This window comes from Nitrospira marina, assembly GCF_059568365.1.
The window spans coordinates 4328419-4351880 of sequence record NZ_JCANTH010000001.1 but is presented as its reverse complement, the minus strand read 5'-3'; the positions used below and the strand labels follow the sequence as shown (position 1 = coordinate 4351880).

At 49.5% G+C, this 23462-nt stretch carries 20 protein-coding genes and 1 tRNA gene; 11 read left to right on the top strand and 10 right to left on the bottom strand.

Going from position 1 to position 23462, the window contains the following annotated elements:
* Positions 1-221: 221 nt before the first annotated feature.
* The 4 genes from LX98_RS18785 to LX98_RS18770 all read right to left on the bottom strand — a co-directional run bounded on the left by LX98_RS18785 (position 222) and on the right by LX98_RS18770 (position 3975).
* The gene (locus LX98_RS18785) at positions 222-806 is read right to left on the bottom strand and encodes a hypothetical protein (RefSeq protein WP_496430305.1); all 585 of its coding nucleotides are present in this window, start codon (positions 804-806) and stop codon (positions 222-224) included.
* A 769-nt stretch (positions 807-1575) separates the two neighbouring features.
* The gene (gene lipB, locus LX98_RS18780) at positions 1576-2277 is read right to left on the bottom strand and encodes a lipoyl(octanoyl) transferase LipB (RefSeq protein ID WP_496430304.1); all 702 of its coding nucleotides are present in this window, start codon (positions 2275-2277) and stop codon (positions 1576-1578) included.
* A 12-nt stretch (positions 2278-2289) separates the two neighbouring features.
* Positions 2290-2694 carry a YbgC/FadM family acyl-CoA thioesterase gene (locus LX98_RS18775; RefSeq protein WP_496430303.1) on the bottom strand — a complete coding sequence of 135 codons (405 nt, stop codon included), beginning with the start codon at positions 2692-2694 and terminating at the stop codon, positions 2290-2292.
* An 18-nt stretch (positions 2695-2712) separates the two neighbouring features.
* Positions 2713-3975, bottom strand: a complete 1263-nt coding sequence (locus LX98_RS18770) for a TIGR02710 family CRISPR-associated CARF protein (protein ID WP_496430302.1) — start codon at positions 3973-3975, stop codon at positions 2713-2715.
* A gap of 136 nt (positions 3976-4111) precedes the next feature.
* Between LX98_RS18770 and LX98_RS18765 the strand changes: the two genes are divergently transcribed.
* The 3 genes from LX98_RS18765 to LX98_RS18755 all read left to right on the top strand — a co-directional run bounded on the left by LX98_RS18765 (position 4112) and on the right by LX98_RS18755 (position 7137).
* Positions 4112-4693 (top strand): D-sedoheptulose-7-phosphate isomerase, encoded by a 582-nt coding sequence (locus LX98_RS18765; RefSeq protein WP_442431449.1) that lies wholly within the window; start codon positions 4112-4114, stop codon positions 4691-4693.
* A complete protein-coding gene (locus tag LX98_RS18760) occupies positions 4680-5657 on the top strand; it encodes a GSU2086 family protein (protein WP_496430301.1) in 978 nt (325 codons plus the stop codon). The genes LX98_RS18765 and LX98_RS18760 overlap by 14 nt, the downstream gene beginning before the upstream one ends.
* Before the next feature lie 70 nt (positions 5658-5727).
* Positions 5728-7137 (top strand): sigma 54-interacting transcriptional regulator, encoded by a 1410-nt coding sequence (locus LX98_RS18755; protein WP_496430300.1) that lies wholly within the window; start codon positions 5728-5730, stop codon positions 7135-7137.
* 708 nt (positions 7138-7845) lie between these two features.
* On the opposite strand, the gene LX98_RS18750 is transcribed toward LX98_RS18755, so the two are convergent.
* The 5 genes from LX98_RS18750 to LX98_RS18730 all read right to left on the bottom strand — a co-directional run bounded on the left by LX98_RS18750 (position 7846) and on the right by LX98_RS18730 (position 14287).
* The gene (locus tag LX98_RS18750) at positions 7846-8736 is read right to left on the bottom strand and encodes a response regulator (RefSeq protein WP_496430299.1); all 891 of its coding nucleotides are present in this window, start codon (positions 8734-8736) and stop codon (positions 7846-7848) included.
* A gap of 228 nt (positions 8737-8964) precedes the next feature.
* On the bottom strand, positions 8965-11115 hold the full coding sequence (locus LX98_RS18745) for an ATP-binding protein (RefSeq protein WP_496430298.1): 2151 nt from the start codon (positions 11113-11115) through the stop codon (positions 8965-8967).
* A gap of 163 nt (positions 11116-11278) precedes the next feature.
* Positions 11279-12169 (bottom strand): ABC transporter substrate binding protein, encoded by an 891-nt coding sequence (locus tag LX98_RS18740; RefSeq protein ID WP_496430297.1) that lies wholly within the window; start codon positions 12167-12169, stop codon positions 11279-11281.
* 603 nt (positions 12170-12772) lie between these two features.
* Positions 12773-13114 (bottom strand): hypothetical protein, encoded by a 342-nt coding sequence (locus tag LX98_RS18735; RefSeq protein WP_496430296.1) that lies wholly within the window; start codon positions 13112-13114, stop codon positions 12773-12775.
* Positions 13115-13480: 366 nt separating this feature from the next.
* Entirely contained in the window at positions 13481-14287 is an 807-nt protein-coding gene (locus LX98_RS18730) for a symmetrical bis(5'-nucleosyl)-tetraphosphatase (RefSeq protein WP_496430295.1), read from the bottom strand.
* A 102-nt stretch (positions 14288-14389) separates the two neighbouring features.
* Between LX98_RS18730 and LX98_RS18725 the strand changes: the two genes are divergently transcribed.
* The 5 genes from LX98_RS18725 to LX98_RS18705 all read left to right on the top strand — a co-directional run bounded on the left by LX98_RS18725 (position 14390) and on the right by LX98_RS18705 (position 17981).
* Positions 14390-15151 carry an alpha/beta fold hydrolase gene (locus LX98_RS18725; RefSeq protein WP_496430294.1) on the top strand — a complete coding sequence of 254 codons (762 nt, stop codon included), beginning with the start codon at positions 14390-14392 and terminating at the stop codon, positions 15149-15151.
* A gap of 34 nt (positions 15152-15185) precedes the next feature.
* Entirely contained in the window at positions 15186-15710 is a 525-nt protein-coding gene (locus tag LX98_RS18720) for an MOSC domain-containing protein (protein WP_496430293.1), read from the top strand.
* 17 nt (positions 15711-15727) lie between these two features.
* A complete protein-coding gene (locus LX98_RS18715) occupies positions 15728-16390 on the top strand; it encodes a methyltransferase domain-containing protein (RefSeq protein ID WP_496430292.1) in 663 nt (220 codons plus the stop codon).
* A 53-nt stretch (positions 16391-16443) separates the two neighbouring features.
* Positions 16444-16517: transfer RNA gene (locus LX98_RS18710), tRNA-Gln, on the top strand.
* Between the two features lie 915 nt (positions 16518-17432).
* Positions 17433-17981 carry an NUDIX domain-containing protein gene (locus tag LX98_RS18705; RefSeq protein ID WP_496430291.1) on the top strand — a complete coding sequence of 183 codons (549 nt, stop codon included), beginning with the start codon at positions 17433-17435 and terminating at the stop codon, positions 17979-17981.
* A gap of 373 nt (positions 17982-18354) precedes the next feature.
* On the opposite strand, the gene LX98_RS18700 is transcribed toward LX98_RS18705, so the two are convergent.
* Entirely contained in the window at positions 18355-19194 is an 840-nt protein-coding gene (locus LX98_RS18700) for a response regulator (RefSeq protein WP_496430290.1), read from the bottom strand.
* Between the two features lie 806 nt (positions 19195-20000).
* Between LX98_RS18700 and pyrF the strand changes: the two genes are divergently transcribed.
* From pyrF to LX98_RS18685, 3 genes are all read left to right on the top strand, one after another.
* Positions 20001-20777 carry an orotidine-5'-phosphate decarboxylase gene (gene pyrF / locus LX98_RS18695; protein WP_496430289.1) on the top strand — a complete coding sequence of 259 codons (777 nt, stop codon included), beginning with the start codon at positions 20001-20003 and terminating at the stop codon, positions 20775-20777.
* A gap of 326 nt (positions 20778-21103) precedes the next feature.
* The gene (locus LX98_RS18690; RefSeq protein ID WP_496430288.1) at positions 21104-21253 is read left to right on the top strand and encodes a hypothetical protein; all 150 of its coding nucleotides are present in this window, start codon (positions 21104-21106) and stop codon (positions 21251-21253) included.
* A 147-nt stretch (positions 21254-21400) separates the two neighbouring features.
* On the top strand, positions 21401-23368 hold the full coding sequence (locus LX98_RS18685) for a response regulator (protein ID WP_496430287.1): 1968 nt from the start codon (positions 21401-21403) through the stop codon (positions 23366-23368).
* The last annotated feature ends 94 nt before the right edge of the window (positions 23369-23462 follow it).

The window sequence follows — 23462 nt, the reverse complement described above, 5'->3', positions numbered from 1 at the left end:
TCTTAGGAGGGCGGTCCAACTCGCTGCGCTCAGACAAGGCCCGCCAGTTTTTAAGTGCGTCCGACCCGAGGACCAAACGGAAGGCGTCGAATATGGGGGAGCAGGAATGCGGTTAGGGGGGAGGACATTTAACCTACGCATATCTTGACTCCAATGTCCGCTGCACCGATTGGCTACTCGACAGACAAGGCTCTCTTTTAACTCTCGCTCACTTGGACGGTCTAATTGACATTTCGACATTCTGAAAAAAATCCTTTGAACCATCCCAACAACCCACTTCTTTTTCCCTCATCCGGTGATTCCCACTTTCTCATATCGGATTTAGCCAAAAGAACATCCCCCGCATGCCACACATCTCCCATCACCTTGAATCCATCAGGAAGCACCCCCCCCATAATAAAATAATAAAAATTCTTTTCCGCATAAGTTGGAGGCAAGAGGCCACTCGTAACCGTTCCAGACCAATGAACAACGAATTGGTCGTCAGGAACCTTCCCCTCCAAGACCTCAACCACTTGTACTTTTATGTTTCTTGTCCCTTCATTCTGTGGCAATGGATCTCCTACAATTCGAACTTTTGCTTGAAATAATGACCCAGGTTCATAAAATTTGTTTTCTTCTGTATAACGCTTAAGCGCCATGTATTCCTTGCATGGAATAGGAACGGAAAAGAAATAAGTTTTTCCCCTGACTGACATAACATCCCCGAACGCAACCGCCGCCAGCGCTAGGCCACCCACAACTAAAATCAGACTGCTCACTGTCTTTTGGAAAGGGCTCATTCTTGCCAGGAGCATCATCTCCATTTATTACCTCCTAATTTCTTTCTATAGAAATTTGGCCTGTACCAAACCGCTTATAAGTTTTATCTTTAAAGAAGGGAGGGAATCAATGGTGAATGGGCGCGGAATAGAGCCGTAAGAGATTCCCCCCAACGGCTGGTCAAAACCAGGAGATAAACATGTCAATTCAAGACATGATTCCCACAAACCATGTATAGGGATTTTGAATGCCCTCTTAAGACTGAAAGTAGGGTTACAAGGAGGCGGCCTATTAATGTGTTGATTGTGTTCTCATTTTTGTGCTTGGCATCAATCGGTTGCTCCAATAAGGGCCTTTCCGTCGAGGACACCTCATGGTATTGAGGAAGGGACAACTCCATCCGTATATGTGACGTGAAATCCACTGTTGGGAATGCCAATCACTTTCCCGTTGCAGCGACAGTGGTGATTCGTGCTCACCAATGGGAAGGTTCGATGTACAAAAATCCTATCATTAGTACCATTCCGGAGAAAAAGGTATCAGTTGTGATTAAGCCTAGCGAGACAAGGAAATTTCAGGAAACGTTCGAAGGTGCGGGACGAGTAAGGAAATTTATTGTCACAGTCTACGGTGAAAATATCTAGAGCTCCAAGTTACCATATTCAAGAAACATGAGAACCTAAGACTGCATTCTTTAATACACCGCCATTCCTACCGTATTACACCTCTTCAACTCCCTCCCCTTCTTTTCCGATAATTCCTACAATTGATTCCTTTTGCCCGGGTAAAATTATGAAATCAGGTATTGAAAAATTATCTTGAGCTATGGTGCCAGCTCTCAATCCATTCAAGATTGAAGGTGGCAGCGAAATTGGCTTTCACTTGTTCTCGCACTTGTGTTCCATCAATGGGTTTACCAAGTAGTTTCTCCATTGATGTCATCACGCAATGTTCAATGCCACATGGGGCTAAGAGGGTAAACGGTTGGAGATCGACGTTCACGTTTAAGGCAAATCCGTGCATGGTCACCCCACGGGAAATTCGTACGCCGATGGAGGCAATTTTTTCCATGCGCCTGGCGGATGTTTTCACCCACACCCCTCGGAACGATTCATGACGACATCCGGCAATCCCCCATTCCTTTAAAGTGCGAATCAGGACCTCCTCCAATTGCTGGACATAGATTTTGGGACCCGGACAGAAATTCCGAAGTCGTAAAATCGGATATCCAATTATCTGTCCGGGGCCATGATAGGTCACAGATCCGCCTCGCCCGGTCTGATGAAGGTGGACCCCCATGTGCTGCAGTTGGGTCCAGCGAGGCTCCCAATGTTCAGGCTTGGTTGTTCGTCCTAATGTGATAACAGGTTCGTGTTCGGTCAATACCAATGTGTCGGGCCGACGGTCCTCGAGACGTTGGGTAACCAGAGACTGTTGAAGCTCCAAGGCTTCCGCATAGAATAGCCGAGGAAACGTCAGCACCATTCCCGGTTTTCGAGAATCGACGAGAGCCATTGGAATGTGATCTCAGGAGGAAGTGAATCCTAAGGGGAGGCCTAGGACTTTCAGGATAGGAGGTGGGAGCCGTTTGATTTTGCCGTTGGTATCCACGGCCACAAGGGTTGCCGATCCTTCCACGACCAATCTTTTGCTGGTGCGATCTTTGATGACATGGGAAAACGTGAGAGACGTTCGTCGATCGGCCGCTACCGTCGTCTCGACCTCCAGGATGTCTCCATAGGTGGCGGCTGATCGATAGGAAAGTTCAGCGCGTATCACGCGAAATTCAGTTCCTTCTTGTTTTAATGCGGCAACCGACAGGCCATGGTTATCGAAGTATTGTGTTCGGGCTCGTTCAAAGTATTTTAGATAGTTGGCGTAGTAAACGACTCCTCCACAGTCTGTATCTTCATAATAGACCCGTACCTCCATTCCGGCCGGTCGCCTCCCCTACACATTCATGGTTGGAAATTCCGGAAGGTCGGTGGAAGCCACCCCACTTAATTTTATCACCAGGTCATAGAGCTGGTGGTGGCGTTCGGGTTTAATAGGTTCAAATCCGTAACCCAGTAGGGCATGGTCAGCCGCATCAAATAAGGATTTCATTTTAGACCAATCCGTGACAAAGCGTTGCCCCATGGGATCTCCAAGCGCAGCCAACGCCTGAAATTGGGCCTGTAAAGGAAGGCGATATTTCCCATCAATTTCATTCAGATATTGCCTGCGACAGGTTTCTCGCAGGTCCTCCGGGAGTTGTTCGAGGTTCACATCCCAACTTTTCAGGTGGTACTGGGTATACAAACGGGATTGAGCAAAGGCTTCCAAGGCTCGAAGCAGGACGTGGGTGGCAACTTCCAGATCCCGCCCGCGATCTCCACGGCGTTTTGCCCATGCCAATAAGTCGAGAGCCACCGCAGGCTTAATATCTTTCGAATCCAGCACGATTCGTTCAAGAAACGTGAGGTTCGCTTTGAGGAGGTGAATGAGGCGATCCATGCCCGGAGGGCCGCCCCACACGGAGGCCAGTTCCAAGGCTTTGATCCCGCCTTTTAATTTTTCCCAGGCAGGACGATACAGGAGTTGATCCCACTGGCCATAGCCCTGTGCCACATCGGCCAGAGCGCGATAAAAGGGTTTCAGCCCGCCGCTAATTCGATGTTCCAAGGTGTGAAACCCTTTAACGGCCGCATCATAAGAACCATGATTGAAATGGTAGCAAGTCTCGTGTCGCAGATGCGGCGCTTCTTCGTCCCAAGGATTGGCAGAGGCTTCAGATTGCGACACCAATTTGGTGATCGCTTCGACGGCCTGGTCAGCAGATGGAAAAGGATGGCCGGGAAACGACAATACTTTGGTGGAAAAGGGAAATCCTGTCAGCACCATGGCGGAGGCCATGCCGACGGTCGCGCTGGTAATATCAATCACCAGTTCCCCGGGCATCACGTTCCAGGTCGTTAACAAAGGGCCAAGCCCATGAGCCAGGGCTTTCTGGCATGCAGAAAAACTTTCAGGGAAGGGGGTGAAGATCCAGTCCCAACGCTGTGGCATGCGTGACAAGGCCGGAGGGATCTGAGATTCCACGACCTGTTTATGGGACTCATGCAGAAAAAAACATACCATGTCAGGATTCAAGTGCCGGACAATGGCGATGGCGGACGTAGGGTCGGCTTGAATGGCGAGTAGGAGTGCTTTGGTGGGGATATGGGCACTCACAATGGGTCGACTATATCATCGGTTGAGGAGCCCGGCAAGAAAACTGATGCTGGATATTATGCTCTCAACGAAGAATTCCGGTATTTCTCTTCGCACAGTGTGAAATTTCATTCCTATCCTGATAGAATCGGCCACGATGAATATTGATGCGGTTATTCAGGCCTTTGAAACCAGTGCCGATGTCAAAAATGAATTTATCCGGACCCACGCGGAACGTGTCGTTGAAATTGGTCAATTGCTGATCCGTGCATTTCGTGAAGGCCGAAAGGTCTTGCTCTTTGGGAATGGGGGGAGTGCGACGGATGCCTCGCATCTTGCCGCGGAATTTGTGGGTCGGTATCGACGCGATCGAGATCCCCTTCCTGCCCTGGCATTGGCCTGCGATATGGCTGCCATTACCTGCATTGCGAATGATTATGACTATACAGATATTTTCTCACGGCAAATAAAAGCGCATGGCCGCAAGGGGGATGTGGCTATTGCCATTAGCACCAGCGGGAACTCTCTGAACGTGATCCGTGGTGTGGAAGCGGCCACTGACAGTGGCCTTGTTACCGTGGCCTGGACAGGCGCCACCGGGGGTAAAGTGGGAGATCTCGTCGATTATTGTTTTCGGGTCCCTTCTTCGGTGACGGCACGTATTCAAGAATGTCATATTACGCTGGGTCACGTGTTGTGCGAATTTATTGAAGAGCGTCTTTTTGGTGACCAGGGCTAAATCATTCCCGACCGGTACGTCTCCGAAGCTGAACCTCGCCCGGCTTCGCACCTACCCGCTTCAAACCCGTCATTCCAAAGTGAAAATGGCGGATTTTGGTTCACCCTGGCAGCGTGCTGGATCCTTTCAAGCCTTCCTCAAAACCTTACCGGATATTTTAGCAGGCAAAACTTTCAGAGCCGTGGTGGCGGCGATTGTTGATGCCAGACGACGGGGAAAACCGGTGATTCTGGGCATGGGCGCCCATCCAACCAAGGTCGGTCTCAATCCCATTGTCGTGGACCTGATGCGCAAGGGGGTGATTACTGCCGTGGCCATGAATGGCGCCGTCATTATTCACGATTTTGAGATAGCCTACCTGGGCCAAACCTCGGAGGAGGTCGAAGCCGAAATTGATTCCGGTCGATTTGGCATGGCAGAAGACACGGGACGCATTTTAAATGAGGCGATTGTGCAGGGATGGCAACAAGGTTTGGGCATTGGAGAAGCGGTCGGCCGGTATCTGTTGAAGTATCCCAGGCAATTTCCACATCGGCGAAGGAGTTTGCTGGCGGCCGGTGCGCAACTTGGTCTTCCCGTCACGGTGCATGTGGCGATCGGGACCGATATTATTCACATGCATCCCCAGGCAAATGGTGAAGCGATTGGTGGCGGCTCGTTATTGGATTTTCGCAAGCTGGCCGCAGTGGTGTCGAAGATGGAAGGGGGCGTGTATATCAATTTGGGATCAGCGGTCATGATGCCGGAAGTCTTTCTCAAAACCGTAACATTGGGGCGGAATCTGGGACGAGCCTTAAAACAGATCACGACGGTGAATATGGATTTTCTCCCCCATTACCGGCCGATGACCAACGTCGTCAAACGGCCAACGCAAAAAGGTGGAAAGGGTTATGCGCTGACCGGCCATCATGAATTGATGGTTCCGCTTTTGGCCGCAGCCGTGCTGGAGGCGCTTGGCAGGTGAGGTATTCTCGGGTGGCTGCGACTTTATTGATACGGGATAATCAGGTGCGGGCTTAAGGAGGAGAACCCTCATGAAAAAGAAAATTCTCATCGTCGATGATCATCCCGACATCGTCCTCATGCTTACAGACCGCTTAGAGGCCTTGGGGTATGACACGATTTCCGCTGGAAATGGCCAAGAAGCGTTGGAGAAATATGAGCAGGACTTTCCTCACCTCATGCTGTTGGATTTGGAAATGCCACAGATGGCCGGCATGGAAGTGTTGCACCAATTAGCCAAAATGAGTGTGAAGAAAAATGGAGAGACTGATTCTCAGACATTTGGCGGAGGAGAGTGCCTCCCGTTGCCTGTTGTGGTTATGACGGCTCATGGCACAATTTCTAAAGCCGTTGATGCCATGAAAGCCGGAGCGTATGACTTTCTCACGAAGCCTATTGAGCTGGACCATCTGGCCATTGTCCTCAAAAAGGTCCTAACGCGGGAAGCATTAGGGCGGCAGGTTGCCGCGTTACGCACGGAGGTGGAAAGCCGGTATAGCCAAATCGTGGGGAATAGTTCTCAGGTGCATTCAATGGTGGAATTGGCAAAACGGGCTGCCGAAGCTGATGCCACGGTGTTGCTGCTGGGAGAAAGCGGGACGGGGAAGGAATTGTTTGCCCGGTCAATTCACCAATGGAGCGACCGGAGGGATATGCCGTTCAGTATCATCAATTGTGTGGCTCTCACGGAAACCCTCTTGGAGAACGAACTCTTTGGGCATGAAAAGGGCGCGTTTACCGGTGCAGACTCTCTCCAGAAAGGGAAAATCGAAGCCGCGGATGGGGGAACCGTTTTCCTGGATGAAATTGGCGATATGCCGCTGGGGCTTCAGGCTAAATTACTCCGGGTGCTTCAGGATCATGAGTTTCCCAGGGTTGGTGGGACGCGATTGGTCCGCGTCAACATTCGGGTGATTGCGGCCACCAACAAGGATCTGAAGCGAGCGGTTAAAGAGAGGACCTTTCGGGAAGACCTGTATTTCCGGCTGAATGTCGTGAACTTGTTATTGCCACCATTGCGGGATCGTCCCGAAGATATCATTCCTCTTGCCGAACATTTTTTAGCCCGCCACATGCGGGAAATGAAAAAACGGAAGCGGATTTTTTCCAAGTCTGCCATTAAAACGATGCGATGCTACGCATGGCCCGGCAATATTCGGGAACTGGACAATGCGATTGCTCGAGCAGTGGTGTTGGGAGTAGAGGAAGAGATTTCTCCAGATCTCTTGGGCTTGGGGGGAGGAAAAGACGAACTCGATGAGATCGACAACCTCCCCTATCATGAATCCCTGGACCGATTCGGTACCCGCATTCTGGAGCAGGCCATGCGTCGAAGCAACTGGAGCCAAACCAAAGCTTCAGAACTCCTTGGACTTCAACGCACTTATCTCTCCCGCCTCCTCAAACAAAAAGGCATTCAGCAGGAGACTGAGAGTTCCTGACCACTTTTGGATTTTGAGGAACCGGGGAAAAACTTCCCAAGGTTCAAACGACCAATTGTTTACTGGTAAAGGGGAATGAGGACCCATTGTCTTATTTGGAATTGGCCTGAGTCCTGGCAATCGTAGTGGATATCCCCATGGGAACCGACCTGCTAGGTTTCGGAAAACCAATTTCCGGGCATAGGGGGACTCAGGCAGGTTAGACATGGGAAACACCATAAGCCCCAGGCAAGTGAAATACCTTGTGCCGAACCTGTAAAACTGTGGTGGTGGGTCCGGGTCGGGTGAGGGGGGGAAGAAGTTCTCCAATATCAAAAGGCTGGAGATTTTTCCTCTTTTGAAAGAATGCCAAGTGGTCGGTTGCTGCGGTCATTGTTGAAGAAATGGGGTTTCAGATCCGCCGCCGAACAGAAGAAGGCTAAAAAACAGACACAGCGATATCCTGAAAATTGTAAGCTCCTGAAAGGCATTCTGAATGCCAGCTTGATCATTGAGGGTCGCGCTTTGCTTAACCCCACGATTTTCCTCAGCTAAACTCAAAAGACCCTCATGTTTTTTCGTTCCTTCCTGAGTAGTCGTATTCAATTCCTCTGACTTGCTATCATTTTTTTGCGGACAGGTTCAGGCATATGAGCTTGGTAAACGGGTGTCATGATTTCAGACTCCGCCGTGTCAGGAGTGGTTTGAGGACCTGGATGCGAAAAAAATTCAGGCCTTCGGTGATTTCTCCACTGCAGGACGGGTCACTGCGCAGGTAAATTCCTGGCCCTGAAAATTGAGTAGATACACTGAAATCTCAATAGGGAACTCCTGGCCATTTTTGGTACGGTGGATCGATGGGTAGGATAAAGGTTGACCCTTCCGCAAGCTTTCCAGGCGTTGTTGGAATTTTTCATTGTCATGGTAGGGGGCAATGTCGGGAATACGCAGGGTTTTGAGTTCTTCCTGTGTATATCCTAAGGCGTCGCAAGCCGCCTGATTGGCAAAACGTAAGCGTTTATCCGAATCCGCCACCATGATTCCATTGGGTACATGATCAAAAGCGAATTGCATCAGTTGAGCATACTCTGCCAGCTGCTCATAGGCGGTGAGGTTCAATGGGTGTTGCGTGGCGTCATGAAGGGAAGCCCCGGTTGAGCTTGGTTGAAGAAGGGAAGGGAAGGTGACAATTGGATGGGTGGGTGAGAAAGAGCTTTGCCACCCTGTGATCGCGATGTTTCGTGCCAAACAGGCTCGATGAATGGCGGATTTAACTTCCTGCCGTTGGTACGGTTTGGTGAGGTAAGCAAAGGCTTTCTCGAGGATGTCCGGACGGGCAGTCTTTCGTAAGGAGGTAAAGGCGGTCAACAGGATGACGGGAAGATGTGGATGGGACTGAGAGAGTTCGTTGAGCACTTCAATGCCATCCCGATCTGGAAGTCCGACATCGAGAAGCACGATATCATACGATGATGTTGTACTTTTCTGAAGGGCGGCCCCTCCCGTCTCTACAGAATCCACCTCAAACCCTTCCTGGCGAAGGTAGTCAGAGAGGGCAAGAAGGATGTCCGTGTCGTCATCCACGAGCAAAATGCGCGGCTTCGTGGACAAGGTTGACATGTTTCCTTTCTTTAAAGGCGAATCAGAGGATTGTAAAATTTTGGAAGAAAAAGTCACCGAGAAATATCCCTACTTTCCTCCAGTCATTCAAAAAGCTCTGCAATTTATAGGCTTATGTAAATGCTTGTTTTTCGAGGAAAGAGGGACCTGTAAAAAATATAAATGTATCCGTTTAGATAACTGTTGTATCTAAACGGATACGTTTTTTACAGACCGCATTGGTGATTCTTAGGAGGGTGTGGTCGCGAGTGTTACGGGCAAGATAACACAGAAGCGACTACCCGCTCCGGGAGAACTTTCCACCCAAATCGATCCGCCGTGCAGCTCGACTAAACTCTTCGTGATAGCTAGGCCGAGCCCCGCTCCCCGATTTTTCATTTCAGAAGATTGCCCACGGTAAAACCGTTCAAAAATCGTCTGTTGTTCCTCGACAGGAATGCCGCAGCCGCTATCAATGACGCATGTTTGAATCATGCCGTCGTCCCGCTGGTTGACTTCCACTGTCACGGTTCCGGGAGATTCTGTAAATTTGAGGGCGTTGTTGATGAGGTTGGTAAAAATCTGAATGAGTTTATCCCGATCGCCCTGGATGAATCCAATGGGATCGGAAATATGGGCTTCGAGAATGAGCGAACGTTCCTGCGCGATAGATTGCAACGTTTCCACGACCTCCCTGGCGAGGCTACCTATGTTGACGGGGCTCCGGTGCAAGTCCATGCGGCCTGCTTCGATGCGGGAAAGGTCCAAAAGATCATTAATCATCCGAGTGAGTCGTTCGATGTTGTATTTCATCCGTTCGAGATAGAATGATTGTCGGTCATTCAGATTACCGACCAAGCCATCCAACATGTTTTCCACCAACCCTTTAATAGAGGTCATCGGCGTGCGAAGTTCATGTGAGACAATGGACACGAAGGAGGACTTCAACCGGTCTAATTCCTGAAGACGTTCATTGGCGGACTGGAGGTCTTGCGTGCGTTCTTTGACTCGTTCTTCGAGAGTTTGAGCGAGTTTTTCGACTTCCTCATAGGTTTGTGCGTTGTCGATGGCCACCGCCACGTGACTGGCGATGGTCAAAAGCAAATCCAGATCTTCCTGCGTGCAGCGTTGATGGCCCCGATCGGCTCCCAGATACCCGAGCACGCGTTGATGACTCAGCAGCGGGGCGCACACAAAAGAGAGCACTTCCATTTGTCGACAGATGGGAAGAATGAGAGGGCTCATCTGATGGGCTATTTCCTCCAGATCGTATGCCAAGACCGGACGTCCGTGGAGCAAAAGGGTTTCATCTATGCTTCCTGGAGAAATGGGAAATTCTAGGTGTCGAATTCGCTTCTCTAATTCCAGAGGCACCCCTGAAACATCGGAGACCCTGGCTTTCGTGCCTCCAGGATTCTGGAGAACGAGGATCATACGTTGGAATCCCAGATTTTTTCGAAGAAGCTTCAGGACAGTGGAAAACAGTTTTTGGACATCGAGGGTCGAAGTAATCACAATTCCAGTTTGGTGCAACGTACTGAGTTGCGTGACCTGCTTCGTGATGGTGTGAACATAATGAGAGATGGCTTCTTCACGTTGTTGGAGTGCCCGCGCCATCCGATCGATGCTGGTGGTGAGTTGTCCCACTTCATCCTGGGTGTCTGTCGTGACCGTCACGGACAAATCCCCTTCAGCGATTTTTCTAGAGGCAACTGCCAAATGCTGAAGGGGCGTGACGATGCGCTTGGCTAACAGAATGGTGAGAAGAATACCCACGAGGATGATTCCCACGGTGAGGAGCCCGATGTGCCACACCGTTTGATTGAGCGATTGTTGCATGTGTGTGGTGGTGATACCGATTTGGATAATGCCGATGATGGCGGACGGTTTGGTGGAAGCCGTGCGACTGTTTTGAAGTGTCTCTGACGCCAGTAGTTCGATCGTCGAGAGACGTCTCTCTTGACGATAGACCGGAAGAGCCAAATCATAAATGGTTTCTGACCCAATTCGGAATTTTTCTGCTCCCTTTCGTTCTGCCGACCTATCAGGGAGAAGTCCTTCCTTGTTGGGTGAGGTATGTAAGACCGTCACAAGTGGCTCGTTTTTGAGATTTTGGGGAGCTGGCCTGAGCAGTTCTTCCGTGAGGGAATCATCCGGGAATATGGGTCGCGTTTCGTCGCGGGTCAGCTTTGTGGTATTCACCAATTTTCCTTTTGATTTCCCGACTAGCACGTGACCGTGCTGATCTCGTGCGATGGCATAAATAACTTCCGGTGCCGATAACGCGCCGTCCAACATGGTCTCTAGATAGTGGGTATCTTGAATGATGAGTCGATTGACGCTGACTTTGTTCAGTGTTTTAACCAGAATCGTTCCGGTTTTGAGAAGCGCGCCTTTCATGACCTCGGCTTCTTGTTGGATGAGGTATCCACTGAGACTAGAGCAGGCAAGAACAATGACCAAACTAACAAACAATGAAAATTTTGCTCGTAATGAAAGGAAGCCCCGCGGCATTAGGGTGGGGTCAGTTCGGAGAGGCGATGAGGGTTGGGGCAGCTGGGGGCTAAAATCGCTCATCAAATTGCCTCAGGACGTCTGGAGTCAGAGACAGGCCCAAATACCTTGCAGACTTCTGATTAATGGATTGATGGATGCGTTCAGGAGGAATAATCGTTCCCAACACAGATGAAGGCGTTTGTCTGGCTAACTGTTGCGTAAGCTGGGCAGCTTGGGTGCCGATGTCCGCATAATGCACATACGCACCGACAACGGCGCCGCTACGCACTAACGCGGCGGAAAAACCTACGACGGGAATATTGGCTTCCAAGGTCGTGCTTATCAAAAAGTCCAGCGTGCTTTCGGTGAGAACGGTACTGTCCGGTAAAAGCCATAAGGCGTCGATGCGATCTTTGAGGGCATTGAGTGCGGAAGCGACATCTTGTTCTTGATGTATTTCTTCGGAAAGGATTTCGATCCCCAATGCGTTAGCGTCATGGAGAAGCTGCCTATGCATCCCGTGTGATTTCTGCGGATCGAACAGTACTCCGATGCGTGAAACTTTAGGTGCTAAAGCATGTAAAGATTTTAGGGGTTGGCGAAACGGGACCTTTAGAGAGAGACCGACCATGTTGGTGGTCGGCAAACCATATTTTTCCGGATCAAGGACCAAACAAAATATAACGGGAATATCCGGAATTTCGAGTTTGGCAGCAAGAGCCGCTTTTAATCCTACGGCCAGCACAACCTTCACATCTGATGCGCGAATGCGCTGAGCTAGCTGGCGGCCTTTTGCCATGTCCCCATGGAGGTCATATTCCCGGATAATTTGAATAGAGGAAGGGAGAGACGAGGTAAATGCGGAAATGGCTTCAGAATAGGGATTGATGTCTGCCGATTTTAGAATGGCGACTTCCTGCGCAGATGTGACAGTGGATGGGTTGAAGAAAGTTCCCACACATACGATTACCCAGACAATCTTCCTCCCATAGCTCCAAAAGGCTGATCGGTGGCAAATAGCCCTCACGTGGTTCATCATGTCTCAGAGACGTTTAGGAGGTTGTTTGTTCTACCATATGGTCAGGAAATGGTTGATTGTTGATTCATTCGAAATGATAAAAAAGTGCTTACATTGCCGGGTGTCCAGGAATAAAGATTTTCCTTCATATATTTTCCTCCTTGTGAGGGAAAGAATCGGGGCTTCCATTCATCGCCAATCTAGGCTGCGATCTTTCATCAGGAGAAATTCTTTTTTCTCTCCGCGTTTCCCTGTTCGAGGCGCAAACGCAACCTTCACCCTAAAGTCTCACCCAAATATTGGAAAGAAGCAAGGGTAATACCGATTGCCATCTCGTCTCAAAATGTCGGGAAATTTCTGGGTCAGAAATGAGGAGGAATTTAAGGGGACGGGGGCCAAGGAAGCGAGCAAGAGCGGAAACCGTCTAGGATTGATACTCGGATGGAATGGGTAAGTCTTTTTAGAATACTGGAGGAAATACCTCTGCGTTCGCAACTATTCCCAAGACCACTCTGGCACCGAATGACTATGGCTGTGAAAACTTTATGGTAAGCGATGCCACTCGAATTCTGAAACAAACTGGGCGGTAAGTGAGCGAATCAACCTTGATTCTGCCGTTTCACGAATTATGGGAGTCTGATAATGCGGTTGCCATCCACAATTAAGACAGCGGACCACGGTTTCATTCGAAGTTTCTCCACCTTCTTGATGCACCAGGCCTTGGCATTTTGGACATTGAGCGAGTGTGCTGGCACAGTAGGGCGATGGATCAGGTCTGAGGGAATCCAAATGGATGCGGGTATGGCGTCGCCGAATTTTTCTGTGTGTGGTAGCCGGGTTATTCGCGGATGAATTGGTTTTTTGTTGGAGGGTGGATTTCATCATGTGGATCCCTTTCTTAAAATGAATGCAGTGGTGAGGTGGCCTTAAGTCTTCAAGACACTTTCCATCGCAATTACGCTTTCCGGTGGTAATTAGGGATTCAAGCAAGAGAAATGCCTGAATAACTTAAATAAATTCGTAGGAAGTAAATGCCAACAATTATTAAGCACTATATGGTTCTAAAGAAATTTGAAGCTTAGGCAGGGGCAGAGGGGAAGGAGGAATCACTAGGTATCTAAATGGATACAGAATGTATCTCATCAGATACATGAAGGGGTGATGATGGAATTTTGATAGGACAGCAGGGGGATATGGCGTGTATGGAAAAGCCGAGACTGCCGGGCTCCTACGGCGGATAAGGTGATGTAATTATATCTTTGAGCAGGTGACGCGAAAGAGTTGTTGGTCTTCCAGGCGCAGGGCAATGAGTTCCCGTCCCCACACGCATCCACCGTCGATCGCGAACACGCGTGGTCCTTTCACGACTCCTAAGGCTGACCAATGACCAAAAATAATTGTGTCCTCTTGTGTCGCTCGATTGGGAACTTGGAACCATGGCACATACCCCGGAGGGGCGTCGTCGGGATGCCCCTTAAACGAGAACTCAGGAATTCCTTCTTTGGTGCAGACCCGAAGGCGTGTCAGGACATTGGTCGTGAGGCCTAACCGTTCGTCAAGGCTCAGGTGGGGGGAAAACACAATGGGTTTTCGAAAATAGATTGCCGGTAAATACTGGTGAAAATTCTCATCCCGCAAGGCTTCCTCCACCTCACGAGCTAGTTCCAGTACTTGGGATATGGACCAGGAAGGTAAGAGGCCGGCATGAATCAGGCAATATCCATCTTCGACGTGGGCAAGGGGTCGAAATCGCAACCAGGTGAGCAATTCATCCACATCGGGGGCTGAGAGTACCGATTGTAAGGTGTCTTTTCGACTTAGAGTGGTGACTTTGGCCCACACCGCCAGAAGATGTAAGTCATGATTGCCCAACACGGTGATGGCCGAGTTCCCTAGCTGCTTGATGAGGCGAAGCACTTCCAGGGAAGCCGGTCCTCGATTGACTAAATCTCCAACGAACCAGAGACAATCGGATGACGGATTGAAGCGAATCTTTTCAATCAGACGGTGTAAGGCCTGGACACATCCCTGTACATCTCCAATTGCATAAGTAGCCATTGTGAAGGATCCTCGGATGGTAAAAGAAATATCTACTGAAAGAATACCCTAATTTAGCATTTTTTATCCGCGTTGGTGCCCTTGCCTTGCTACAATGGGCCGATGTTTGAAGGAGTCTTTGTATTTCAGCCCTCTTCTTGGGAAGACCGGAATTGGGCGAGTCTCAGTGGACTGCCTTTAGAAGAGGTGTGGCTCCCGGTTGATGAGTCAGTCACCATATTCGGCTGGTTTGTCAACGCGGGACCGACCAAGCCTGTGCTTCTCTGGTGTCATGGGAATGCCGGTAATATTAGTCATCGGTTAGACAATATCCGTCAGCTGTATCGGCGCGGATTATCTGTTTTCATCTTTGATTATCGTGGCTATGGCCGGAGCACCGGCACTCCTTCAGAGCCCGGCATGTATCAGGATGCCCTAGCCGCCTATAACTATGTCTTAAACCAACGTGGGATCGCTTCGAGCCGGATTGTCGTATTTGGACGGTCTTTGGGCGCTTGTGTGGCCGGTGAAGTGGCCATTCTCCGGCCATCGGCCGGAGTCATTCTTGAGGGGGCATTTCCTTCTATCCAGGCTATGTCGGACCACCATTACTTAGGATTGCCTGCACGCTGGTTGTTAAATGTGGACTTCAATCTAACTGAAAAGTTGGCCAAGCTCAGGCGTCCGCTATTGGTGATTCATGGCGAAAAGGATTCCATTGTTCCGGTGGCACTGGGGCGGCAGGTTTATGATGCAGCGCATGAGCCTAAACAATGGTTTGTGGTAGTGGGTGCGGAACATAATGATGTGCCGTTTGTTGGGGGAACCACCTATTTTCAAAAAATCACAAGCTTTGTTCAGACTTTAATCGAAGGGTCTCCGTGATTGATGTAGTCCTGCTTGACCACCCTTTCGGTCGATGGCTACCATCCTCTTCGTCTCGGACGAGTATGCCGGTGATGTCAAGATTTTTATGGGTTCTGTGGCGTATCTCTATCAAATTAATCGTTCTCCAGGTGGACTCCCCAAGCTGGCCGTGCCCGGGGCGTGGATCACGTTCCAAGGGATGGATGGGGACCGGCATCGGAATCGGGCTTTGCATGGCGGCACGGATCGGGCCTTATGCCTGTTTTCGTTTGAGGTCCTGGAGGCTTTACAACAAGAGGGACACATAGTTCACCCTGGAGCCTCGGGAGAAAATTTCACCGTAGCCGGACTAAACTGGGCACAGCTGAAACCAGGTGACTATCTGAAAGTTGGAGAAGCGGTACAGATCAAACTGACAAGTTATTGTGAACCGTGTCGTCATAATGCGCAATGGTTTGTGAATGGCGACTTTTCTCGGATCTCGCACCTGCAACACCCCGGATGGAGCCGATTGTATGCTCGGGTCTTGTCCGAAGGACGGGTAAGCCAAGGTGATGGTGTGTGGGTCGTGACGTAACCGAAAAGGAATAAGAAATGATGGAACGGGTTCTCGAACCGGAAGTTATGGATGATCCGGTGCAAGTTGAGGCCTATGCCCAAGCTGATTTTCAAGAGGAAAATCAGGGGTTTGTGGATACCTTTCTTCGACTCTATGAGGACCGTGATGGCCCTCATGTTGTGGATTTGGGGTGCGGCCCCGGTGATATCGCCATCCGCCTGGCCCGGAATCATCCCACCTGTCGAATTACAGGAATTGATGCCTCCATTCCCATGATCACCTGGGCGGAACAGGCGGTGAAGCAAGCCGGGTTAGCTCATCGAATAGAGTTTCTCTCTCAACGGTTTCAAGATGTCAGATTGGATACTCCAGCTGACGCTGTGGTGTCGAACAGCTTGGCCCACCATGTTCCCAATCCGTTACGATTTTGGTATGAGATAAAAAAATTGATCAAGCCGGGGGGTTTAGTGCTGGTCATGGACCTCCTTCGTCCGGATTCTCCCGAGGAAGCGCAGGCGCTCGTTGACCAGTATGCGGCTCACGAACCAGAGAGATTACGGCAGGATTTCTTTCACTCCCTGTTGGCGGCCTTTACTGAGGATGAGGTGGCTGCCCACCTCGCAGAGCTTAATTTAAGCCGCTTGATGGTAGATGTCCCGGATGATCGGCATTGGATCGTGTACGGGCGTGTGTACTGACCTTGAAAGATCTTGACGCTTTAGACCCGTAAGTCTTAAAGTGCCTGTTCGGTTGGGGGATCGTCTAGGGGCAAGACATAAGATTTTGGATCTTAGAACCCAGGTTCGATTCCTGGTCCCCCAGCCAGTCAATTTCATCCTTCCTTTCAAACACTTCCATCACGTCATCCTTTTCCGGTAGTGGCCCTTCTACCTCACTGGTCTTGGTTTTGGTCCCGGGTCCGAACAAACCTCCGTGGTTGATAGCCTTCTGAAGGAAACCAGTGGATAGGTGAGCATAGGCATGGTCGTGGGGCCATTCCGGTGCACAAGTATTATTTTTACGACCATTCACATTTGGTATTCTCAGGATCAGCGGCTGAAGCACTAATCGGTCGAAAACCATTTTGCGCGGGACTTCTTTCTTCAACCTTTTTCTAACAGGACATAGTCCGGGATGAGTATTCAATTTTCAGGATAAACTAAGGTTAGGTACAGAAAAAAATATAGCTGCGTCACGGGCAATGAAAATTTTAAAGATCTCGTTCTGGAAGGTTTAACCTCAGCAAGGGGATCCTTACAGTATGGAATCCTCTCATTCTGTTGCATATGAGCGTATAAAATTCGAACCAAAAGAATAGGGGAATTTTGCCCAGATATGGGACCGATTTTCTTCTTGGGACAAAGGTCCCATCAGCGGCAGGGGCAATAAACTATCAAGTAGCAATGCTGTGTGGCCTATAAGGCGATAGCTATGGGGAGTCGAATGGAGGTGGAAAAACCAAAGGATGATTTTTGATCCAAAATTAAGGATTCAATTTATCTTAGAGCGTTATGCATAGTGTATTGGCGTTATTGACCCCAGGCCTAGTGATAAGACAAAAGGACAGGTACTTGGACAAAAATCAATGAATCTCTTGAAACCTTCACCAAATCTCCGTGCTGGCTTAGCTGTTCATAGATAACGTAAAAAGATATGTTCGCTTGGTTAACACGGTTTATTGAGCATCACCCCCACCTTCATCGTTTTGCCCTGTATATTTGGAGGCTGTTTCCTCCACGGGTGGCAGGATTTTTTAAAGGTTTGCTGGCCAGAAGCTGGGTAGTGGGGGCAATAGCCGTCATGATCGACGAAAATTCATCACCTCCGGAGGTGCTCTTGGTTGAACACAGTTATCGGCCGAAAGGAGCATGGGGTCTTCCTGGTGGATCTCTTGAATCCACTCCCGGAGATCCGACCAAACCAAGCAACACTTCATCCCCCGACGATGTTATACAGGCAGCTCTTTGCAAGGAAATGTCCGAAGAACTGGGTATCGCCATTAGGGTGAACAGTCTCCTTAGAATTGATGCTATTCCCTATCTTCCGGAAGAACCCGGCCCCTTTCGCTTGCACTTTTACTTCCGCTGTGCTCCACAGGACGGTTTCGCAATTTTCCGTGCGAGACTGAATTCCGGGCACATACGCCCCCGTTCTCCCGAGATCAAAAATATACGGTTCGTTCCTTTGACTGAATTAAAAAAGTACGACATATTTTCAACCGATCTGAGATTTTTGAATGATGACCTTTCAAGACTTGAGCCAGCCCTTGCTACATTAAAATCCGACTGAATGTTAATTTTTCGATTGTGTGGAAATCTTGCGAGGGGAATGTGCAGGCCCAACCAGTTTTCAAAGAACCTTAGTGTAAGGAAAATCAACGACAAAAAAACGTGTGTTTCCGGAGGGGGATAACATGCGCGTGGACAGGTGAACCGAAGGAGTCACATTGGTAACGGCGAGGTACGACTAAATTCGAACCCCCATGGGGTTTTCCCCAGTAAGAACCCGCGTCCTGTTGGAAGGATTTCACGGCAGGAAGCATCTAATGTTCGCACCGAATCCTACAACCCATTTGGGATTGCTCTTCTTCAGCTCATGCTTGTGCAACCGATTCTTTTCACTTCACCGCTCAAAACAACGAGCCATGCCCGGTCCAGGGGTTTTATACGTTCTGATACTGCACAGGCCTTTCCTTATTTGATTCTCGAAATGAGAGGTCTCGAATAAATCCGGAATAGGAGGGATGCGTCCCTGTCATCCAGGAATTCAAAGAGAGTTCGATGGGGAATTCCTGCCCGCTTTTTCTTAATCCATGGAGTGTGATCGTTTTCCCGATGACGTGAGATTCGCCTGTTGTCTGCAACCGTTTCATGCCTTTGGTATGAGCTTCCCGGTAGCGACTGGGCATGATCAGTGTCAGTGGTTTTCCGAACATTTCCTCGGCGGTGTATTCAAACATCGATTCAGCAGCCTTATTCCAGGACATGATGCGGCCGGTGTGATCGGCTAATACAATGGCATCAGTGGCTGCCTGAAAAACGGCTTGAAAGCGGATTTCGCTTTCATATAAGGCGTGACGGGCGCGTTCCATTTTTTTTGCCAAGGCATAAGCCTTGAGTGCTTGACGCACCGTGGTTCTGATTTCGGAACGGTTGATGGGTTTATGGAGATATGCAAAGGCCCCCTGTTCCTCAAGGGGGCCGGTCACATCATCGAGAGTGGTGTAACTCGACAAAATAATGATGGGAAGACCTGGCACCGCTTTTGTCATCTTCTCTAGAACGAGTAACCCATCCATGTCAGGGAGTTTGACGTCAAGGATTACCACACTAGGCGAGTGAAGTTTTACGCATTCCAATGCGGTGCCGCCCGTTGAAGCCACATTTATGTGATGCCCGTCGGCTTCCAAAAGATCTCGTAAAGTCAGGACAATATCCTGTTCATCGTCGACGACGAGAATGGGGGAAGAGGAAGAGGATGGTATCGGGGATGCGTGTCCCATGGTTTGACCTCATGTCTGGGGTAACTGCCCCTCAACGCGGATGTTCCTGAGAGTGGGCTTATAAAGATTGAACACGCAATCTACGTACCAATTGCGGCGTCGGGTGAATCGGTCAGGAGATAAGCCTTTGGAAAGAATTGTGATTTTGTGAAATATTTGTAAGGAAAAGCCCCTGCGTTATTGAGTTCTTTATTGGAAAAAATGAAAATTTGATATCTGTTTGGATACATCCAATTATCCAAATGGATACACAACCTTGACCAGTATACTCCACGAGATGGAACTCACCGAGAACTGTGGTGGCAAATTTTCCCTGACTTTACGCTCTGTTTCCTTTAATAGACCAACTATCTGTCTCCAAGCCTCAACAATTGAATTACCCCCGACGTTAAATTGGGAAGAGCACTGGTCCCATTCGGTTTCTTAACCGGAATCGGCTTTTGCCATGTATGCCAGAACCGTAAAAAGTGGGATATGTATCCTGTGGGGTAGGGTGTGTATGGAAGTCGATCCAGGAAACCTATGCAGGTCCAGGGATTTTCGGCGAATTGGTTCGAATCAATGAGTCATCAAGGGCAGGTTTGGCCTCGATGTGGTGTGGCTTGAGTTCACCCATTGGTTATGGCACTCTCCACTGTTGATAAACAAGAATTATGGCAGGTTTATGCGGACATTGGGTGTGTGGCTATTTACTGGGATGAAAGTCTGGGATAATGCCCACGGCTCTCTTTCCTTGGGCTGTATATAGTTTCCTCGTCCGCTCATCACATGAATGTTTAACCGCTGGCGTATTCGGTGAATTGGGAATGAACACGGATATCCCCATACATGAACGATTAATTGTCGCACTTGATGTTCCCTCCGTAGAGGAGGCCCGTCAATACGTGAAGGATTTAGAGGGTGTCGCCCGGTTTTATAAAATCGGCCTGGAATTATTTCTGGCGGTAAATGCGGATTTTATCAAGGAATTACGTGCACAAAATTGCCGGATCTTTTTAGATCTGAAGATGAATGATATTGATGAAACCGTGCGCCGAGCCGTGAATCTGGCGGTTGATCTTGAAGTTGATTTTCTTACCATATTTGGAAATCATGCCACAGCCAAAGCTGCCGTGCAGGGTCGAGGCTCCGGGTCCATACAAATTTTGACCGTTCCGCTCCTTTCGAGTTGGGGGGAGAAGGATCTTCAAGATCTGGGAATGTTGAGTGTGCATTCAGGAAAGCCCGCACGTTTTCATTCTCTGGATGACTACGTCTTATGGCGAGCCGATATGGCGATGGCCCAAGGGTGCGATGGTCTGATCGCCTCAGGAAAATATGTTGGAATCCTGAGAGAACGGTTTGGTCAGCAGGCGCTCATTGTCTCTCCAGGTGTGAGACCTGCCGGACAAAACACCCATGAACACCAACGTTCGTTAACTCCATTTGACGCCATTCGAGCCGGGGCCGATTATTTAGTCGTTGGGCGACCTATTCGCGATGCGGACAATCGACGCAAAATGGCCGAAGGGATTCAAGAAGAAATTGCCTTAGCGGTCAAGGCTGGTCATTCGAAGGAGCGGACATTGGCTGGGGAAAGATAGGTGGCAACATCCCATGAGTCCTGAAGGAACCAAAGTGGCCCTTCCTTAAATTTCCTGCACGTTTTTTCCTTACCTTAGGAGCATGTCTAACCTTTCTCACGCTCCCTTTTGTCTCTAGGTGGCTTGCCTCAATCCCTGAATGGCCAACTGTTGATACGCATCCTCTTCTTTTGAGTAATTTCGACTGTTTTGTGAGGTTTTGGTGCACCGGACCGTGATGCACCGTTTTTCGACTACCACAGGGAGCAATTGGGGTAGCCAGTGGACCCCTCCCCAATATTCATTTTTCCGGTATCCCCTATTCCTTCTTGTTGATGAGGAGGGGCGTGACCATTAATGTCGGGATTGTTATGATGGGGCCGGATGATTGGGAAATACTGGGGATTAGTTTCCGGATGGCCATGCGCCGCGATCAATCCTGTGAGCGAAAACAACATCCTGTGTCGTCGATGCTAAAGTATGATGCGCCGGAGTAACCGGAGCAGAGGTGGAAATCCAAGGGGATTCTAGCTTGGAAAGTCTGGATTCACACACCTTTAGGGCAGAAAGCCCCCAATATATCTTCGAATAAATTCCAAGGGTCACGCACACAGTTCTGCACGGTAGACATCATGGAGGGATATATGACGATGCGAAGGGAATGGTTGCGAATCCTCATGGTGCAAGACCGTCCTGACCAATTGGAAGTGCTCGTCAATGTCCTAGGCGAAGAAGGCTATCAGGTGGTAGGGGCCCGAACGGCCGCGGAAGCTTCGGAATATGCGAAATGTGAAAGCTTTGCGGTCGCAGTGGTCGATGTGCAGGCGCCGGATGTTTCCGAAGTCTCATTGCTTTCTCTTCTTAGGGCGAACAATGCAGAGATTCAGATGATCCTGAGTCCGGCCTTTGCTAGTCTGGATTCAGCTAAAGATGTCATTGGTGAGAGCGCTGTTGCTTACCTTAAACGGGAAGGGTCCACATCAGAATTGCTGAGTACTCTCCGTCGAACGTTCCGTGACCAACTGGCGGAATACACAAAGGAACTGGAGATCGCGCTGGCAGAGCGGGATGAACGATTTCGGCAACTTGTGGACCATATAAAAGAAGTTTTTTGGGTCTTTGCCCCTGACCAGTCTGAGGTCTGGTATATCAGCCCTCAATATGAAACGGTCTGGGGTCGGAGCTGTGCCAGTCTTTTGGAAAATCCTCAAAGCCTATGGAATGCAATTCACCATCACGATCAACCTCGATTTCCCACACACCAATTTGCACCGGATGTGAATGGCGTTCAGGGAGAATGCCGGATTGTGAGACCGGATAACTCCATGCGGTGGGTGCGAATACAGACGGTTCCTATTCGAAAGGCTAATGGAGATTTACTAAGTCTTGCGGGGGTGGCCGAGGATATTACAGAGCGGAAGCGCGTGGAAGAGGCTCTGACGAAAACCGAGCGTCAATTTCGACAATCAAGCCGCATGGAAGCGATTGGGACGTTGGCAGGCGGCATCGCCCATGATTTTAATAATATTTTAACGGCAATTTTGGGCTATACCGAATTGGCCTTGGCTACCGTGCCAAAGGAAAGCCGTACTCAACGAAATTTGCAGGAAGTGCTGACCGCGGGCCATCGAGCCAAACACTTGGTGCTTCAAATTTTGACTTTTAGTCGTCAAGCGGGTCAGGGGAAGAAACCCACCCCTTTCCACATGGTCATCCGGGAAGCTCTAAAACTCTTACGATCCACGATTCCCACGACCATTGAGATCCGTCCAGTATTGAACACGGAGGCCACCATTCTTGCGGATCCAACCCAAATGCATCAGATCATTATCAATCTATGCACCAATGCCGAATATGCTATGCGGGAACACGGCGGGATTTTGACGGTCTCCCTGGAAGATCTGGAGGTGACAGAGGAACTTACCGGAGCGATTTCGGGATTACATATTGGTCCGCATGTCCGGTTGACGGTGAAAGATACCGGTTCGGGCATGACTCCTGAGGTACTTGAACGGCTCTTTGACCCTTTCTTTACCACCAAGCCGATAGGCGAGGGGTCTGGTATGGGGATGGCCGTGGTGCATGGAATCATTACGGGTCACAAAGGGGCTATTGTCGTTGATAGTATTGTAAACAAGGGGACGACGATCGATGTGTACCTCCCGACCGTTCCGACCCAGGTCTTAGAACCTGTTTATGATCAAAAAGCCATTCCGACTGGGAAAGAATCAGTGTTGTTTGTAGATGATGAAGAGACGATTGTGCGTCTTGGGAAGGAACTTCTCACGCAACTGGGGTATACCGTGGAAGTGCACACGAGTTCCATCGAAGCTCTGAGGACATTTAGGCAGGACCCTCATCGTTTTGATCTCGTGATTACTGATCAGACGATGCCGGGGTTAACCGGTGAGGCTTTATCCCGTGAACTTCTGCGGATTCGCCCGGATCTCCCCATCATTTTGTGTACAGGATTCAGTCATGTGATCTCTGCGGAACGAGCGAAGGCATTGGGTATCCAGGGCTATTTAATGAAGCCATTGGCGATCCGGGACCTGGTTCCGATTATTCGCCATGTCCTAGACAAAACATCTTCGTCCTTAGCCGAGTCTTGAGATATCGGAAAAGGGATAAATGGGGAAGGTACGGTTCTATGAGTTTGTGGCGGGTCATAAAATAGCCCTCTGAGTGCAGGCCATTCCGGGATGG